The organism is Corallococcus sp. CA053C, from assembly GCF_003611675.1.
In the GTDB taxonomy this organism is placed as follows: Bacteria; Myxococcota; Myxococcia; order Myxococcales; family Myxococcaceae; genus Corallococcus.
In genome coordinates this window covers 1-16,014 of record NZ_RAWA01000214.1, presented here as the reverse complement: position 1 = coordinate 16,014, position 16,014 = coordinate 1, and the positions used below count along the sequence as shown (strand labels likewise).

The following is a 16,014-nucleotide window of genomic DNA, read 5'->3' as shown; positions in this document are numbered from 1 at the left end:
GGGGCAGGCCCCTTGTCGGAGCGGGGACCGCTGCGGGGGTCTCCCCCCACGCGGGGGCCTCGGATGTCGCCGACGTGTCCCATCCCGGGATTCTCGCACAACGAGAACCCGGAGTTGTCCGGGGGGCTACTCGCCCTCGTGCTCCGCCTCCACGGCGCTGGTCATACCGTTGGCGTCCAGACGGATCCGGTAGACGGCGTTGAGGCCGTCGCCGTCCGCGTCCACGCGCGCGAGGCAGGACACCTCCGGCTCACCCACCGGGCTCTCCTGCACCGCCACCTCGAACTGGAAGTGCACGGTGGGGCCCGGCTCGAAGCCGATGCGGTGGAAGTCCTCGTGGTCGTGGGCGAAGGGCACCGACTCGCCCCCCTTGGGCACGGGGACGGGAAACGGCGCGATGGGCACGTAGTCGCCGTGCTCGTCCCGGTACGACTGCACCGCGTCACACAGCGCCAGCACCTGGATGCGCGCCTCGTGGGCCAGCTCCTCCGGCGACGGGCGACGGGGGCCGAAGAACATGACCGCGAGGGCCAGCGCCACGCCCGCCACCACCGCGCCGATGAGGCCCAGGGCCACCGCCCGGTTGCCGCGGGGCGCGGACGGAGGCTTCGCATCGGCGGGGGACTCGGGAGGCATCAGGCCCACTCCCGGGGGTTTCGCAGCACCTCTTCCAGCCGGGCCTCGGGGGTGCCGGGCTCCGGGTGGTAGTCGTAGCGCCAGCGCACGCGCGGCGGCAGGGACATGAGGATGGACTCCGTGCGCCCCTGCGTCTCCAGGCCGAAGATGGTGCCCCGGTCATAGACGAGGTTGAACTCCACGTAGCGGCCCCGGCGCACCTCCTGCCAGAAGCGCTGCTCCTCCGTCACCGGCGTGGCCTTGCGGCGCTCGGCGATGGGCAGGTACGCGGGGATGAAGGCGTTGCCGCACTCCTGCACGAAGGCGAACTCGCGCTCCAGGTCGCCGCCCATGTTCTCGAAGAAGACGCCGCCCACGCCGCGCGCCTCGCCCCGGTGGCGCACGTGGAAGTACGAGTCGCACGCGGCCTTGAAGCGCGGGTAGTACGTGGGGTCGTGCGCTTCGCACGCGGCCTTGTGCACGCGGTGGAAGTGGGTCGCGTCCTCGTCGTGCAGGTAGTACGGCGTCAGGTCCGCGCCACCGCCGAACCACGCGCGCGCGCCCTGCTGGATGAAGCGGTAGTTGGCGTGCACGGTGGGCACGTGCGGGCTGCGCGGGTGCAGCACCAGCGACAGGCCGCCGGCCCAGAAGGAGCGCCCCTCGCCCTGGAGCTTCTTGGCGAAGGCCTCCTCCAGCTCGCCGTACACGATGGAGGTGTTGACGCCCGCCTTCTCCAGGACGGCGCCCTCCTCCAGCACGCGGCTGCGGCCACCGCCGCCACCCGGCCGGCTCCACGCGTCCTCACGGAAGCGGCCCTGCCCGTCCAGCGTCTCCAGCGCGCCACAGATGTCGTCCTGGAGCTTCTGGATGAAGGCGGTCATCCGCCCCTTCATCGCCTCCACGTCCACCGTCGCCGTCATGCCCGATGTCTCCCGTGCGGTTACGAACGGGCGGGGATGCTACTAGGGGCTCTGGGCGGATGGGGCCTCGAAGTCCACGGGCGGCGTGGACGGCGCCAGGTTGCCCGCCGCGTCGAAGGCCTCGATGCGCGCCCGGTAGCTGCGGCCGTCCTCCAGCGCGAACGCCCCACCGCAGGCCTCATGGCCCAGATAAGCGGTGTTGGACTGCACGGGCAGCAGGTACTGCTGCGGGCTGACGCCCAGCCGGCGGGGGGCCAGCTTCACCACGAGGTAGGACGGGCTCTCCTCGCGCAGGGCGAGGTTCAGCTTCACGAACCGCGCGATGCCCTGCGGCGAGCGGCGCACGAAGCCCTCCGACACGGCGGGCCGCTTCACCCACTTGGGCGCCTTGATGTCCGGGCCCTTGCCGCTGAGCCATGAAGGCTGGACGCCCGCGCGGCCGTTGAGCACCGACACGTTGGGCAGCAGCTCGTCCAGGCGCAGCGTGTAGCGCTTGTCGGGCTGCATCGGCTCCGAGGGCTTGAGGATGACGACGGCGCGGCCCAGGGTGCTCTCCCAGCCCTTGGTCACCTTGAGCTTCACCTCGTGGCCTTCCGCCGTCAGCTTCAGCGGCTTGCCCACCAGCGCCAGCACGGGCGAGCGCGCGGTGCCCACGCCCTCCAGCAACAGGCGCATGTTGGTGGGGACGATGCCCCCGGGCGCGGGGTACAGCTGCACGCCGTCCCCGGTGCACTGGGCGGAGGCGGTGGCGGCACTCAACAGGGCGGCGACGAACACGCAGGCTCGGAACACGGTGCCCTCCAGTGTGCGCCGGGAACGCGCACGGGGAAAGTCAAAGCGGGCCCTGGTTTCCGGGCCCCGTTCAGGAACCGCGGCTTTCAGTGCCGGCGCCCTTCGTCATCGTTCAGCACGATGGGGCCGAAGCGCGCCTCGTAGCGCTGCACGTTCTCCTGGAGGGCCAGGAGCAGGCGCTTCAGGTGACGCGGGTTGGTGATGATGCGCGAGCGCACGCGCGCGAGGGGCTGCTGCGGCTGGACGTAGAGGAAATCCAGCACGAACTCCGTGTCCGTGTGGTTCACCAGGGCCAGGTTGCAGTACTGACCATTGGCCACCTCGTCATCCATCTGCACCTGAAGCTGCTGCATGTCCGGGGGTTTCGGAGTGTCCGCCATGAATCAGGCGGCATAGCGCCTGGGGCCCGCCATGGCCAGTGTCCACCGGGTGGGCACGCGCTGGCGGGACATCGACGGGGAGTCCACGGCGCCCTTCACGCTGGGCCAGGGCCCGGACGCCTGCCTGCTCCTGCATGGCTTCACCGGCAGCCCCTGGGAGGTGCGGCCCCTCGGAGAGGCGTTGGCGGCGCGGGGCCTGCGCGTCGTGGCGCCCCGGCTTCCCGGCCACGGCACCACACCGGAGGCCCTGCTGGAGGTGGACCACCGCGACTGGCAGGACGCCGCGGACGAGGCCCTCGCGGCCTTGAGCGGCCACCGCCGCGTGTTCGTGGCGGGGCTGTCCATGGGGGCGCTGCTGGCCTTGCGGCTGGCCGCGCAGCATCCGGACCGGGTGCACGGATTGGCGTTGGTGGCGCCCGCGGTGCGCTTCCGGGGCCCGCGCATGGCGCTGGTGCGCCAGCTGTGTCGCACGCCCCTGCTCGAGTGGACGACGCCGTGGGTGGACAAGGGCGGCACGGACATCTCCGACCCCGCGACGCTGGCACAGGCGCCCGTGCTGGCGGCCTTCCCCGTGGCCCGGCTGAGGGATTTGTGCACGCTGCAGGACCTGGCGGTGACGGACGCGCCCCGCGTGCGCTGCCCGGTGCTGGTGGCGACCGCGGAGCAGGACCACGTGGTGGATCCGGAGGGCGGACGGTGGCTCGCGCGGCGGCTGACGGCGGCTCCGGAGGTGCGGCTCGTGGCGTTCCGGGAAGGCTTCCACATCATCCCGCGCGACGTGTCCGGGCCGCTGCTCGCCGCGGAGGTGGGGGACTTCGTGGACCGCTGGCGCGAGGACGGCGGCGTCAGGGCCGCTTCGGGATGGGAGGCGCAAGGCGCGCCACCGCCGTGAGCAGCTCCACCGCGTCGAGCGGCTTGGTCACGAAGGCGCTGAAGCCCGCGCGCAGGGCCCGGTCGCGGTCCTCGCGGCGAGCGGCGGCGGTGACGGCCAGCGCGGGCACCCCGCCCCCGGACTCCCACGGCAGCGAGCGCAGCCGGTACAGCAGCGAATAGCCGTCCTCGCCGGACAGCGACACGTCCGTCACCAGCACGGTGGGCGGTGAGCGGCGCACCTCGTCCATCGCGTCGGTGACGTTGGTGGCGGTGAGGACGTGGGCGCCCACGCGGGTGAGCAGCACGGACATCCATTCACGCGCGTCCGGTTCACCGTCCACCACCAGCACGCGCTGGCCCTCCAGCTCCGGGAAGCGCGGCAGCGTCATGCCCTCCAGCGGCTTGGGCCCGCGCACCACGCTGGGCGACGTCCCCAGGCGCGAGCGGGGCAGGAAGACGGTGAACGTGGAGCCCTTGCCCTGCCCATCGCTGGCCGCGGACACGGTGCCACCGTGCAGCTCCACCAGATGGCGGACGATGGACAATCCCAGACCCAGGCCGCCGTGCTGCCGGCTGACGCCCGTGTCCGCCTGCTGGAAGCGCTGGAAGAGGAAGGGCAGGAAGTCGGCGGGGATGCCCTCGCCGTCGTCCTTCACCACCAGCTCCGCGCCCTCATCCCGCGCGCGCGCGGACACCGCCACGCGGCCTCCGGGCGGGGTGAACTTGATGGCATTGGCGAGCAGGTTCCACACCACCTGCTGCAAGCGGTCCGGGTCCCCGAAGAGCGGCACGCCGTCCGGATCCACGGAGATGTCCAGCGTCAGCTCGCGCGCGAGCGCCGTGGGCCGCACCGCGTCCAGCGCCGCGTCCACCACGCGCCCCAGTTCCAGCGGCACCGGCTCCAATCGCAGACGTCCATTGGCGATGCGGCTGATGTCCAGCAGGTCCTCGATGAGCTGTCTTTGCGCGCGCGCGTTGCGTTCGATGGCCTCCACGGCGCGCTGGCGCTTGTCCTCGCCCAGCAGCCCCTGCCGCAGCATCTGCGACCAGCCGAGGATGGACGTGAGCGGCGTGCGCAGCTCGTGGGACACCGTGGCCAGGAAGGCGTCCTTGGCGCGGCTGGCGGCCTCGGCGGCGCTCCGGGCCCCGCGCTCCTCGTCGTACAGCCGCGCGCGGTCCAGGGCCTGCGCGCACTGGCGGCCCACGGTCATCAGGAAGGCGCGCTCCGCCTCGTCGAAGTCGCGCGCGTCGCCGAAGCCCAATCCCAACACGCCGAACACGCGGCCTCCGCTCACCAGCGGCACCGACGCCCACCCCTTCAGGGCCAGCTCGCGCGGCAGCTCCGCCAGACGCGGGTAGCGCGCCATGCACTCCAGCCAGGAGCCCATCGCGCACGGCTCGCGGGTGCGCGCCACGGCTGTGAGGGGACAGGTGGCGGAGACCTCGAAGCGCCGCCAGCCCTCCAGGTGGCCCGGGGAGAAGCCGTGCGCGGCGACGCGCTCGAAGACGTCCCCGCCCTCCGGCGAGGGCACCACCACCAGGCTGGTGAGGGCGCCCAGCGCGATGGCCCCCTCGCGCGCGGCCACCTCCACCACCTGACCGGGGGTGAGCGCCTCGGAGAGCGCGGCGGTCATCGCCTGCAGGCGTTCGGTGCGCCAGGACGCGGTGGTCCACGCGGCGCGGCGCGTCTGCACCAGCTCCGTCACGTCCACCGCGAAGGCGAGCACCCCCTCCACCTGGCCCTTCGCGTCGCGGCGGGGCAGGAGCGACAGGTTGAAGAAGAGCTCCTCATCGGAGGGGTGCGCGCGGGCGCTCGTCTCCCTCAGGTGCAGGGGCTGGCCGGTGGTGAAGACGTGGTCCCAGGCGTCGTGCCAGGAAGAGCCAGCCAGGTGGGGACAGGCTTCGCTCAAGCAGACGCCCACCTTGCCGCGCGTGTCGAGCAGCGCCAGGCGCGTGGAGGTGCTGAACTCGATGAGGTGGTCCGGCCCGCGATAGAGGCCGAAGAAGGCGGGGAGCTGCTGGAGCAGTTCCTGGAGGGGGAGGGGCTCGCCATCGGGCGCGGCCACCCAGCCGGCCTGGGCTTCTTTCACGAGTTGCCCCCTCCCTTCCCTGGCGGGCGCCAGGGCCTCCTCGCGGGAAGCGATGGCCATTAAACGTCAGGAGTTCCCGCCTGGCACGAAAAGCAACCCGGGAGCGTCGCCAAGTGTCGGGGGATGGGCGGTGTAACAGGCTGCTGGCGTCCAGTAGAGGGCATCCGCTCCCGGTGGGGGGAAACCGTGCCGGCTGGCGGGCATCGGTTATGTCGATGCCAGGCATGCCTTCCTCTCCTCCTGATTCGCGGCCTCTCGTCGAACTGCGCGGCGTCACCAAGTCATACGCGGAAGGAGACTCCGTGCGCGAGGTGCTGTCCGGCACGTCGCTCACCCTGCACCGCGGCGAGTTCGTGGTGCTGCTGGGCCGCAGCGGCTCCGGCAAGTCCACGCTGCTCAACCTCATCAGCGGCATCGACCAGGCGACGCAAGGCGAAATCCTGGTGGAGGGCCGCGACCTGGGGCGCATGAAGGAGCGCGAGCGCACGCTGCTCCGGCGCGAGCGCGTGGGCTTCATCTTCCAGGCCTTCAATCTGTTGCCCACGCTGACGGTGGAGGAGAACGTGCGGCTGCCCCTGGAGCTGCTCGGCCGCACGGGCGCGGAGGCCAGCGCGAGGGCGCACGAGCTGCTCACGCGCGTGGGGCTTTCGGGCCGCGCGGGCAGCTTCCCGGACCGGCTGTCCGGCGGCGAGCAGCAGCGCGTGGCGGTGGCCCGGGCGCTGGCCCATGCGCCGCCGCTGCTGCTGGCGGACGAGCCCACGGGCAACCTGGATGAGGAGACCGGCAAGCACGTGCTGGACCTGCTGGAGGGGCTCACGCGCCAGGGGGATGCGTGCGCGCTCATCGTCACGCACGAGCCCGCGATGGCGGCCCGCGCGGACCGGGTGCTGACGATGGAAGGCGGACGGCTGGTGGAGCGGCCCGGTGGCGCGCGCAAGGTGACGTCATGAAGGCGCTGCTCGCGCGCTCCAGCCTGCGCCACCTGGCCGGGCACCCGTGGCTCACCGCGCTGTCATTGCTGGGCATCGCGATGGGCGTGGCGGTGGTGGTGTCCATCGACCTGGCGAGCGGCAGCGCGCTGCGTGCCTTCGAGCAGTCCACGGACGTCGTCGCCGGCAAGGCCACGCATCAGCTCATCGGCGGCACGTCGGGCCTGCCCGAAGGGGTCTACACCGCGCTGAAGCTGCGGCCGGACGCGCCCCCGGCGGCGCCCGTGGTGCAGGGCTTCGTGCAGGTGGAGGGCGGCAACCAGCGCACGCTCACGCTCTTGGGATTGGATCCGTTCGCGGAGGCGCCCTTCCGCGACTTCTCCACCGGGAACGCGGTGGGCGACGTGGGCTCGCTGCTCACGAAGCCCGGCACGGTGGTGATGGGCGCGAAGACAGCGCGGGCCCTGGGCGTGAAGGCAGGGGACACGCTGCCGGTGATGGTGGCGGGGCTGCGCAAGGAGTTGCATGTGTCGGCGCTGCTGTCCCCGGCGCAGGAGGCGACGGAGCGGGCGCTGGAGTCGCTGGTGATTTCGGACCTCTCCACCGCGCAGGAGGTGCTGGGGCAGCAGGGAAGGCTGACGCGCGTGGACCTGAGCCTGCCGGGTGGCGAAGCGCAGGCCACGAGCTTGCGGGCCACCCTGCCCCCGGGCGCGGAGCTGGTGCAGACGTCGGGGCGCGCGGGCACGGTGGAGCAGATGACGCGGGCGTTCCGCACCAACCTCACCGCGCTGTCGCTGCTGGCGCTCGTGGTGGGGATGTTCCTCATCTACAACACGATGACGTTCTCGGTGGTGCAGCGGCGCGGGATGCTGGGCCGGCTGCGCGCGGTGGGCGTGACGCGCGGGGAGCTGTTCGGGCTGGTGCTGGGCGAGGCGCTGGTGCTCGGCGTCGTGGGCACCACGGCGGGCCTGCTGCTGGGCATCCTGATGGCGAGCGGGCTGGTGGGCCTCATCACGCGCACCATCAATGACTTGTACTTCGTCGTGAACGTGCGCCGGTTGTCCCTGGAGCCGTTCACCCTCATCAAGGGTCTGGGATTGGGGTTGGGCGCCACGGTGCTCGCGGCGCTGGTGCCCGCGTGGGAGGCCGCGCACGCGACACCGGTGACGGCGCTGCGACGCTCGACGGAGGAGGACGCGTCGCACCGGAGGGCTCCGCAGCGGGCGTTGCTGGGATTGGGGCTCCTCGCCGTGTCGGTGGGGCTGCTCGCGTGGCCCACGCAGGCGCTGACGCCAGCGTATGCGGGGCTGTTCGGCGTGATGATGGGCACGGCGCTGCTGGTGCCGTGGGTGACGGAGAAGCTGACCCTGGCGGCGGCCCGGCCGCTGGGCGCGATGTTCGGTCCGCTGGGACGCATGGCGGCGCGCGGGGTGACGGCGAGCCTGTCGCGCACGGCGGTGGCGCTGGCGGCGCTGATGGTCGCGGTGGCGACGACGGTGGGCGTGGGGCTGATGGTGTCCAGCTTCCGGGGCACGGTGGTCGCGTGGCTGGAGTCCGCGTTGCAAGCGGACGTGTTCGTGTCCCCGCCGTCACTGGTGGCGCGGCGCGGAGACTCCGCGATGGTGCCGGGGCTCGCGGAGAAGCTGCGCGCCACGCCCGGCGTCGCGGCGAGCGGCTCCATCCGCGTGGTGCACGTGCGCGTCGGTGACGTGGATACGGACCTGTTGGCCATCGACTTCGCGCAAGGACAGCAGCGGAGCTATCGCTTCAAGCAGGGGAACGCGGAGGACATCTGGCGGCAGGTGAACGCGTCGCCGGACGTGCTGCTCGTGTCGGAGCCCTTCGCCTTCCATCGCAAGGTGCGCGCGGGCGACACGTTGCGCGTGTCCACGGACCAGGGGCCGCACGACTTCCGCGTGGCGGGCGTGTACTTCGACTACGGCTCCGACGTGGGGACGGTGATGATGCCGCGCGCCACGTATGACCGCTGGTACGCGGACCGGAGCGTCACGGGGCTGTCGCTGTACGCGGCGCCGGGGCAGGACGTGGACGAGCTGGTGTCCCGGGTGCGCGACCGCGCGGGCGGGGAGCAGGCGTTGAACGTGCGCGCGAACAAGGTCCTGCGGCAGACGTCGCTGGAGGTGTTCGACCGGACCTTCACCATCACGCAGGTGCTGCGCTTGCTGGCGATTGGCGTGGCGTTCGTGGGCGTGCTGAGCGCGTTGATGTCGCTGCAACTGGAGCGGGCGCGCGAGTTCGCGGTGCTGCGCGCGACGGGGCTCACGCCGGGACAGCTCTGGGGCATGGTGTCGCTGCAGACGGGGTTGCTGGGATTGCTGGCGGGGTTGTTCTCCATCCCGTTGGGATTGGCATTGGCGTACGTGCTGGTGCACGTCATCAACCAGCGCTCGTTCGGATGGACGTTGCAGCTGGTGGTGGCGCCCGGCGTGGTGGGTCAGGCGATGTTGCTGGCCCTGGTGGCGGCGGCGCTCGCGGGCATCTACCCGGCGTGGCGGATGGCGCGAGCGAACCCGGCGATGGCGTTGCGGGAGGAGTGAGACATGGGCCGCGGACTCGTCATCGGGGTGGTGTTGGTGTTGGCGACGCTGGGCGTGGCGGTGGGCGTCGTGATGCGGGACACGGAGGAGATGGGCCCGGAGCGCTCCGGCACGATGACGGTCGCCAGCGCGCTGGGGGGCGGAGGCAGCCTGGAGGGCTATTCGCGCGCCGTGGCACCGCGCCCCTTCCGCTTCCCGGAGGACCACGGGCCACACCCCGACTTCCGCACCGAGTGGTGGTACTGGACGGGCAACCTGGAGACGGAGGACGGGCGGGCCTTCGGCTATCAGTTCACGGTGTTCCGCAGCGCGCTCGCGCCGGAGAAGCCGGAGCGGGCCTCCGCCTGGGGCACGCGGCAGATCGCCATGGCGCACTTCACGGTAACGGACGTGAGCGCCGGACGGTTCCACGTCACCGAGCGCTACAGCCGCGCGGCCCTGGGGCTCGCGGGCGCGGAGGGCTCACCGTTCCATGTCTGGGTTCAGGACTGGGACGTGCGGAGCGAGGGCACGGCGAGCACATGGCCCATGCACCTGCGCGCGCAGGGTGACGGCGTGACGCTGGACCTGGTGATGGACGAGGGCAAGCCGCCGGTGCTCCAGGGCGACCGGGGGCTGAGCAAGAAGGGCCCGGGACAGGGCAACGCGTCCTACTACTACTCGATGACGCGCATGCCTTCGCGCGGCACCGTGTCCGTGGGCGGGCAGACGGTGTCGGTGAAGGGCGAGAGCTGGATGGACCGGGAGTGGAGCACCAGCGCGCTCGGTCCCGATCTGGTGGGCTGGGATTGGTTCGCGCTCCAGCTCTCCGACGGCAGCGAGCTGATGAACTACCAGCTGCGCGGCAAGGACGGGACCGCGGATCCGTTCAGCGCGGGCACCTGGGTGCCGCCCACGGGCGAATCCCAACACCTGACCCGCGAGGACGTGAAGCTGGAGGTGCTGGCCACCTGGAAGAGTCCTCGCGGAGGCGAGTACCCGTCACGCTGGCGCGTCCGTGTGCCCAAGCTGTCCCTGGACCTCACCGTGACGCCGAAGCTGGAGAACCAGGAGCTGCCGGTGAGCGTGCGCTACTGGGAGGGCGCGGTGTCACTGGAGGGCACGCGCGAGGGCAAGCCCGTGCAGGGACGCGGCTACGTGGAGCTGACGGGGTACGCGGATGTTGCCCGGCGCCCCCAGGACGAGACGGCCCGCAGCCGTACGCCGTGACGCACCTGGGCTAGATTGCCGGCCCATGAACGTCCTCATCACCGGGGCCACGGGCCTCATTGGCAACGCCATCGCCCAGCGGCTCGCGAAGCGGGGGGACTCCGTTCGCGCGCTCGTGAGGGACCCGAACAAGGCCGCGGCGCTGTTGCCCCCCTCCGTGCGGTGCTTCCAGGGTGACGTCACCGTCCCCGCCTCGCTGCCCGCCGCGATGCAGGACGTGGACCTCGTCTTCCACGCCGCGGGCATGCCGGAGCAGTGGCACCGCGACGACTCCATCTTCGACCGCGTGAACCGTCAGGGCAGCATCAACGTCCTGTCCGCCGCGCACGCCGCGAAGGTGCGCCGCGTGGTCTACACGTCCACCATGGATGTCTTCGCCGCGCCCCGGGGCGGTGAGGTCGTGGAGGCCAACATCGACCCGCACCCCAAGCCCACCGTCTACGAGCGCTCCAAGCAGGACGCCGAACGCGCCGTCGAGGCCATCCGCCAGCAGGGCCTGGACGTCGTGTATGTGAATCCCTCCGCCGTCTACGGCCCCAGCCCCGTGCACGTGGGCCTCAACTCCTTCTTCATCCAGCTGCTCAACAAGAAGGCCCCGCTGCTCCCGCCGGGCGGCATGTCCGTCGTCTACGTGGACGGTCTCACCGACGCGCAGCTCGCCGCCGCCGAGCGCGGCGTCAACGGTGAGCGCTACCTCGTCTCCGACCAGTACATCTCCAACGCGGACCTGGCGATTGCCATCCACCGCGCCGCCGGGGCCGGAAAGCCTCCGCCCACCGCGCCCGTCTTCCTGATGGAGGCCCTGGCCCGTGCGTCCGCGCCGCTCGCGCGCGTGTTCCCCTTCACGCCGCTCGTCGCGCCCGGCCAGCTGTCCTTCATGCGCTGGGAGGCCCACGTGAACTCCGCCAAGGCGCAGCGCGAGCTGGCCTTCCGCCCCACCGCGCTCGAAGAAGGAGTGGCCAACACCGTGGCCTTCCTCCGCGCACAGAAGCTCGTCCCGCAAGCCTGATCAGCGCGGACCCGGCGCGCTCTCGTGGTAGTGGATCGCCTTCCACGTCCCCGCCTTGCGGTGGAAGAGGAAGCTCACGCGGCCGTCGTTCGTGAACGTCCCCGCCCCGCCCGCGCGCTCACCCTCGAAGTGGTACGTGAAGAAGGCGAAGGCCACTTCGCCCATCAGGTCCAGCGTCACGTCGTCCAGGCTCATCCGCGTGGCTCGCGCCAGGTGCGCGCGCAGACCGTCGTAGTACTTCGCGATGCCCATCCAGCCGCGCACTGCCTTCGCCCGCTCCTGCGGCGCGTAGAGCAGCTGCGGGTACTCCCGGTCCCAGAGGGCCTGCAGCTTCGCGACGTCCAGCGCCTCGAAGCCGGCGCGGTACTGCTCCAGCAACGCCGTGAGCTGCTGCCTGTCCGTGTCCACCGACGCCATGCACCACCGCTCCCTGTTGTTCCACGCAGAAGAACGTGGGGGCCCGCCCCACAGGGATGACGGACCCCCACGCATGTTGGCACCAGGAGAGCGGACCACTGCATCCGCCTTCAATCAATCTGGAGATGCCCCACATGGCGTGGAACCGGGTGCCCCCACCCCACTTCACGGCTGCCTCCGTCCGAAGGGCAAGCTGACACCGGCCCTGGACTCACGGACATGCATCCGGATTCCACGCCGGTCCGTAGGGGCGTGCCCGCCTGGGCAGCGAGCAGGGACACGGTGCCCTGTGTCGCGCGCTCGACATGGGGTGTCGCACCAGCCCGTGGACCCCACTTTAGAACCCATCCCGCGCCCCCTCGGGTCCCATCCCCGCGAGGACGCGAAGCGGATCCACCCCATCACCACGGAGTGACACATGGCACTGCTAGGAAACCTGCTGGGCGCACTGACCGGCTCGGGCCGGGCGAGGTCAGGCTGGAACCGGGGACGCACCTCCTACGGTCGCCGTCCCATCGGCTATGGCGCCCGCGGACGTCAGACGAGCAGCGGCTTTGGCGGCTCGCTCGGCCGGATGGCGCTGTCGGGTCTGGCCGCCTATGGCATCCGCCGGTTCCTCAGCAACCGGCGTTCGGCTTCGACGGGTTATTGAGCCTCGACGACGGAGGCCGACGCGATGGCGCCGGGAAGTACCGTGGACTTCCCCCTGACAGGCCCACCGCCGCCGGCCGCTTCGGGCCACGGGAGGGTTCCACGGCCTCCTCCCGCTGCCTGACATCCCGCACGCTCCGTCCGTGCGCGCGCTTCCGCCTGGAGTAGGGTCCCCTTCCATGTCCGGCTCCCCGCCGGCGCAAAGAGGACTCGCAAGCATGGCGAAGGCGAAATACGTCCTGGCCCTGGACCAGGGCACCACCGGTACCCACGTCTCCATCCTCGACACCCGGTTGCAGGTGGTGGGGCGCTCCTACAAGGAGCTGACCCAGCACTTCCCCAAGCCCTCCTGGGTGGAGCACGACCTGAAGGAGATCTGGGCCACCAGCGAGTGGTGCATCGCGCGCGCCCTCAAGGACGCGGGCCTCACCGGCAAGGACATCGCCGTGGTGGGCATCACCAACCAGCGCGAGACCACGGGCCTGTGGACCCGCGACGGCGGCGAGCCCCTGGGCCGCGCCATCGTCTGGCAGGACCGCCGCACCTCCGACATCTGCGCGCAGCTCAAGGCCAAAGGTGTCGAGCCCCGCGTGCGCGAAGTCACGGGCCTCGTGCTGGACCCGTACTTCTCCGGCACCAAGCTCACCTGGCTCTTCAAGCACCTCAAGGGCGCGAAGAAGCGCGCCGAGCGCGGCGACGTGTGCTTCGGCACCATGGACTCCTGGCTCGTCTACAAGCTCACCGGCGGCGCCGCCCACGTCACCGACGTGTCCAATGCCAGCCGCACCCTGCTGATGGACCTGCGCACGCTCGCGTGGGACGACGAGCTGTGTTCGCTGATGGGCGTTCCTCGCGCGTGCCTGCCGGAGATTCGCGGCAACGCGGAGGTGTACGGCACCACGCGCGGCATGAAGAGCCTGCCGGATGGTGTGCTCGTCGCGGGCATGGCCGGAGACCAGCAGGCCGCCCTCTTCGGTCAGGCGTGCTTCACGCCCGGCGAATCCAAGTGCACCTACGGCACGGGCGCCTTCCTGCTGATGAACACCGGCACCCAGCCGGTGCGCTCCACCGCGGGGCTGCTCACCACCGTGGCGTGGAAGCTGGGCAACACCACGAACTACGCGCTGGAGGGCAGCTCCTTCATCGCGGGCGCCGCGGTGCAGTGGCTGCGCGACGGCCTCAAGGTCATCAAGAAGGCCCCGGACGTGGAGGCGCTCGCCGCCAGCGTGAAGGACTCCGGCGACGTCGTCTTCGTGCCGGCGCTCGCGGGCCTGGGCGCGCCGCACTGGCGCCCGGAGGCGCGCGGCCTGTTCGCCGGCATCGACCGGTCCACCACCGTGGCGCACCTGGCGCGCGCGACGCTGGAGGGCGTGGCCCTGCAGATCTACGACCTGGCGGACGCCATGCGCCGCGACAGCGGGCGGGACATCCCCACGTTCAAGGCGGACGGCGGCGCCGCGGCCAACAACCTGCTCATGCAGTACCAGGCCGACCTGCTGGGTGTGCCGGTGGTGCGTCCGCGCAACCTGGAGACCACCGCCCTGGGCGCGGCCTTCCTGGGCGGCCTGGGCGCCGGGGTGTGGACCAGCCCGGATGCCATCCGCCGCGCTTGGAAGGCGGACCGCACCTTCAAGCCGAAGATGAAGCCCGAGGTGCGCGCGCGCCACCTGGAAAAATGGAAGCGGGCGGTTGCGAAGGCGTGAGGTGAAGCGCCCAAGTGCGGACGCCGCACGCGCCGGGGCTTCCATCGGACGGAGGAGCGGGTAGAAAGCGAGGCATGGCCTACGACCGCACGTTGCTCGCCCCGGATGCGCTCCAGACCTTCCTCGCGAAGCATCCCGCCTGGACGCACGAGGGCGGGATGATCCGCCGCGTCTATGAAGCGCCTTCGTTCCTGGAAGGCATCGCCTTCGTGGAGAAGGTGGCCCGGGCCGCGGAGGCCGCCAACCACCACCCGGACATCGACATCCGGTGGCGCAAGGTGACGCTGGCGCTGGTCACCCACGACGCGGGCGGCATCACCTTCCGCGACACCGACCTGGCCACGGAGGCGGATCGCCTCTTCGCCGAAGGGACCGGCGGTCGGTGAGCCCGGGCTTCCGTGGTGCGGCGTGGGCCCTGGCGTGCGCGGTGGGGTTCGCCGCGTCCCCGGCCCTCGCCCAGGACGACGTCCCCACCGAACCGCGCCCGGAGCGGCTGTACTTCAACTCCGGCGCGCTGCTGGGCTCGTCGCGCGTGGTGGGCCTGGGCGGCGCCTACGTGGGCATCGCCGAGGGCGCCGCGGGCTTCCCCAGCAACCTCTCCGCGCTCGCGCAGCGCAGCCCCTCGCTGGAGCGGGACTGGGACCTGGGCGTCACCCTGTCCTGGCTGGACCTGCCCTTCACCAGCACCCAGCGCCGGGACGTGGACAACGACGGCCTCGCCGACGAGTCCGTGGACAGCCGGCAGCTGCTGGGCGCGCTGATGTTGCAATACAAACGCTTCGGCATCGGCTTCCTGTGGCGCAACGGCCGCACCGGCTACTGCCTCACGTTGGGTTGCCGGGGCCAGGGCGAGCAGCTGCGCGTATCGCTCACCCAGTCCGTGCTCGCGGGGTCGGTGGCGTTCGGCCAGGACGACTTCATCCTGTCGCTGGGCATCTTCTCCGCGCAGGCGAGCTTCAGTGAGCTGGGCGACGAATCCTGGCGCTACGGCGACACCGGCGTGGCGGTGGACATGCTGTTCCGTCCCCACGGGCGGCCCTACCGCATTGGCGTGGCGGTGCGGCCGGAGGTGGTGGCCGGCTGGCGCCGCGACGACGGGCAGAGCCCCTTCATCGCGGGGCGTCAAATCTACGCGGCCGTGGTGTCACCCGCGGTGCTGTCGCTGGGCGCGAGCTGGCGGCTGGGCGAGGGCGCGCACCGCTACAACCGGCTGTCCCCCGCCGCGCGGCGTCAGCTCCAGGTGGAGGGGGATGACCTGCCGGTGCCGGAGGAGGAGCCCCGGGACGCGCTCGCCGGCCGGTGGCTCATCACCGCCCAGGTGGACCTCATCTCCAGCGTGAGCAACGCGGTGTCGGCGAACTCGTTCTCCTCCACGGCGGAGCCCCAGCTCGTGGGCGACACCGCCCTGTTCCAGCCGCGCGTGGGCGCCGAATGGGACACCTTCCCGGGCCTCTTGCGCCTGCGCGTGGGCACCTGGCTGGAGGCGTCCCCCTTCCCGGAGCGCAACCCCCGGCCGCACCTCACCGGCGGGCTGGAGCTGTTCGTGCTGCGCTACTGGGAGGACTGGTCCGTCAACGCGTCGTTCGACCTGGCGAGCCGCTACTCCAACTGGGGCGTCTCCATCGGCTTCTGGCGCTGATGTCTGTGTTTGGGGACGGGTGGGAAAACGCGAGGACCTTCCGGGATGCTCGCGTGTCCCGTCCAAGGTGTCCCGAACCCCAGGGCGCCTGAGCAGCAGCGGGCGACCGAGCAACCTCCAGGGCGTGCGTTGCTGGTGTGCGAGAGCGTGAGAACCCTGCCACTCACGGAGCCGAGGGGGTTTTCATGTATCTGGGGCGGGGGTGGCGCCGGACTGTCGTGGGTGCGAC

At 71.5% G+C, this 16,014-nt stretch carries 15 protein-coding genes; 9 read left to right on the top strand and 6 right to left on the bottom strand.

All coding sequences use genetic code 11. The annotated features are described in order from the left end of the window. Positions 1–126 precede the first annotated feature (126 nt). The 4 genes from D7V97_RS25550 to D7V97_RS25535 form a co-directional block, all read right to left on the bottom strand. Positions 127–636 carry a hypothetical protein gene (locus D7V97_RS25550; protein WP_120613251.1) on the bottom strand — a complete coding sequence of 170 codons (510 nt, stop codon included), beginning with the start codon at positions 634–636 and terminating at the stop codon, positions 127–129. Beyond that, a complete protein-coding gene (gene hemF, locus D7V97_RS25545; protein ID WP_120613248.1) occupies positions 636–1,535 on the bottom strand; it encodes an oxygen-dependent coproporphyrinogen oxidase in 900 nt (299 codons plus the stop codon). Before hemF ends, D7V97_RS25550 begins: the two co-directional genes overlap by 1 nt. 42 nt (positions 1,536–1,577) lie before the next feature. After that, on the bottom strand, positions 1,578–2,327 hold the full coding sequence (locus tag D7V97_RS25540) for a hypothetical protein (RefSeq protein WP_233583195.1): 750 nt from the start codon (positions 2,325–2,327) through the stop codon (positions 1,578–1,580). 86 nt (positions 2,328–2,413) lie between these two features. After that, positions 2,414–2,707 (bottom strand): DUF3467 domain-containing protein, encoded by a 294-nt coding sequence (locus tag D7V97_RS25535; protein WP_120613247.1) that lies wholly within the window; start codon positions 2,705–2,707, stop codon positions 2,414–2,416. A gap of 70 nt (positions 2,708–2,777) precedes the next feature. On the opposite strand from D7V97_RS25535, the gene D7V97_RS25530 reads away from it, so the two are divergent. Then, entirely contained in the window at positions 2,778–3,599 is an 822-nt protein-coding gene (locus D7V97_RS25530) for a carboxylesterase (protein ID WP_120613249.1), read from the top strand. Here D7V97_RS25530 and D7V97_RS25525 read toward each other — a convergent pair. After that, positions 3,553–5,670, bottom strand: coding sequence for an ATP-binding protein (locus D7V97_RS25525; protein ID WP_158623458.1), 2,118 nt, complete (start codon positions 5,668–5,670; stop codon positions 3,553–3,555). The genes D7V97_RS25530 and D7V97_RS25525 overlap by 47 nt on opposite strands. 224 nt (positions 5,671–5,894) lie before the next feature. On the opposite strand from D7V97_RS25525, the gene D7V97_RS25520 reads away from it, so the two are divergent. From D7V97_RS25520 to D7V97_RS25505, 4 genes are read left to right on the top strand one after another with little or no spacing between them, the layout of a single operon-like run. Further along, on the top strand, positions 5,895–6,620 hold the full coding sequence (locus D7V97_RS25520; protein ID WP_120613245.1) for an ABC transporter ATP-binding protein: 726 nt from the start codon (positions 5,895–5,897) through the stop codon (positions 6,618–6,620). Continuing rightward, positions 6,617–9,157: an FtsX-like permease family protein gene (locus tag D7V97_RS25515; protein ID WP_120613244.1), complete on the top strand. Its 2,541-nt coding sequence runs from the start codon at positions 6,617–6,619 to the stop codon at positions 9,155–9,157. Before D7V97_RS25520 ends, D7V97_RS25515 begins: the two co-directional genes overlap by 4 nt. A gap of 3 nt (positions 9,158–9,160) precedes the next feature. Then, positions 9,161–10,366: a lipocalin-like domain-containing protein gene (locus D7V97_RS25510; RefSeq protein ID WP_120613243.1), complete on the top strand. Its 1,206-nt coding sequence runs from the start codon at positions 9,161–9,163 to the stop codon at positions 10,364–10,366. Positions 10,367–10,391: 25 nt separating this feature from the next. Next, complete coding sequence (locus D7V97_RS25505; RefSeq protein ID WP_158623457.1) at positions 10,392–11,375, top strand: SDR family NAD(P)-dependent oxidoreductase; 984 nt, start codon at positions 10,392–10,394, stop codon at positions 11,373–11,375. Here D7V97_RS25505 and D7V97_RS25500 read toward each other — a convergent pair whose 3' ends face one another. Then, entirely contained in the window at positions 11,376–11,792 is a 417-nt protein-coding gene (locus D7V97_RS25500) for a nuclear transport factor 2 family protein (RefSeq protein ID WP_158623456.1), read from the bottom strand. It abuts the gene before it with no gap. 418 nt (positions 11,793–12,210) lie between these two features. Between D7V97_RS25500 and D7V97_RS25495 the strand changes: the two genes are divergently transcribed. The 4 genes from D7V97_RS25495 (at position 12,211) to D7V97_RS25480 (ending at position 15,785) form a co-directional block, all read left to right on the top strand. After that, complete coding sequence (locus D7V97_RS25495; protein ID WP_120613240.1) at positions 12,211–12,444, top strand: hypothetical protein; 234 nt, start codon at positions 12,211–12,213, stop codon at positions 12,442–12,444. 217 nt (positions 12,445–12,661) lie between these two features. Next, on the top strand, positions 12,662–14,146 hold the full coding sequence (gene glpK / locus D7V97_RS25490; protein ID WP_120613239.1) for a glycerol kinase GlpK: 1,485 nt from the start codon (positions 12,662–12,664) through the stop codon (positions 14,144–14,146). A gap of 74 nt (positions 14,147–14,220) precedes the next feature. Next, a complete protein-coding gene (locus tag D7V97_RS25485) occupies positions 14,221–14,532 on the top strand; it encodes a 4a-hydroxytetrahydrobiopterin dehydratase (protein ID WP_120613238.1) in 312 nt (103 codons plus the stop codon). Next, positions 14,529–15,785, top strand: a complete 1,257-nt coding sequence (locus D7V97_RS25480) for a hypothetical protein (RefSeq protein ID WP_120613237.1) — start codon at positions 14,529–14,531, stop codon at positions 15,783–15,785. The genes D7V97_RS25485 and D7V97_RS25480 overlap by 4 nt, the downstream gene beginning before the upstream one ends. The last annotated feature ends 229 nt before the right edge of the window (positions 15,786–16,014 follow it).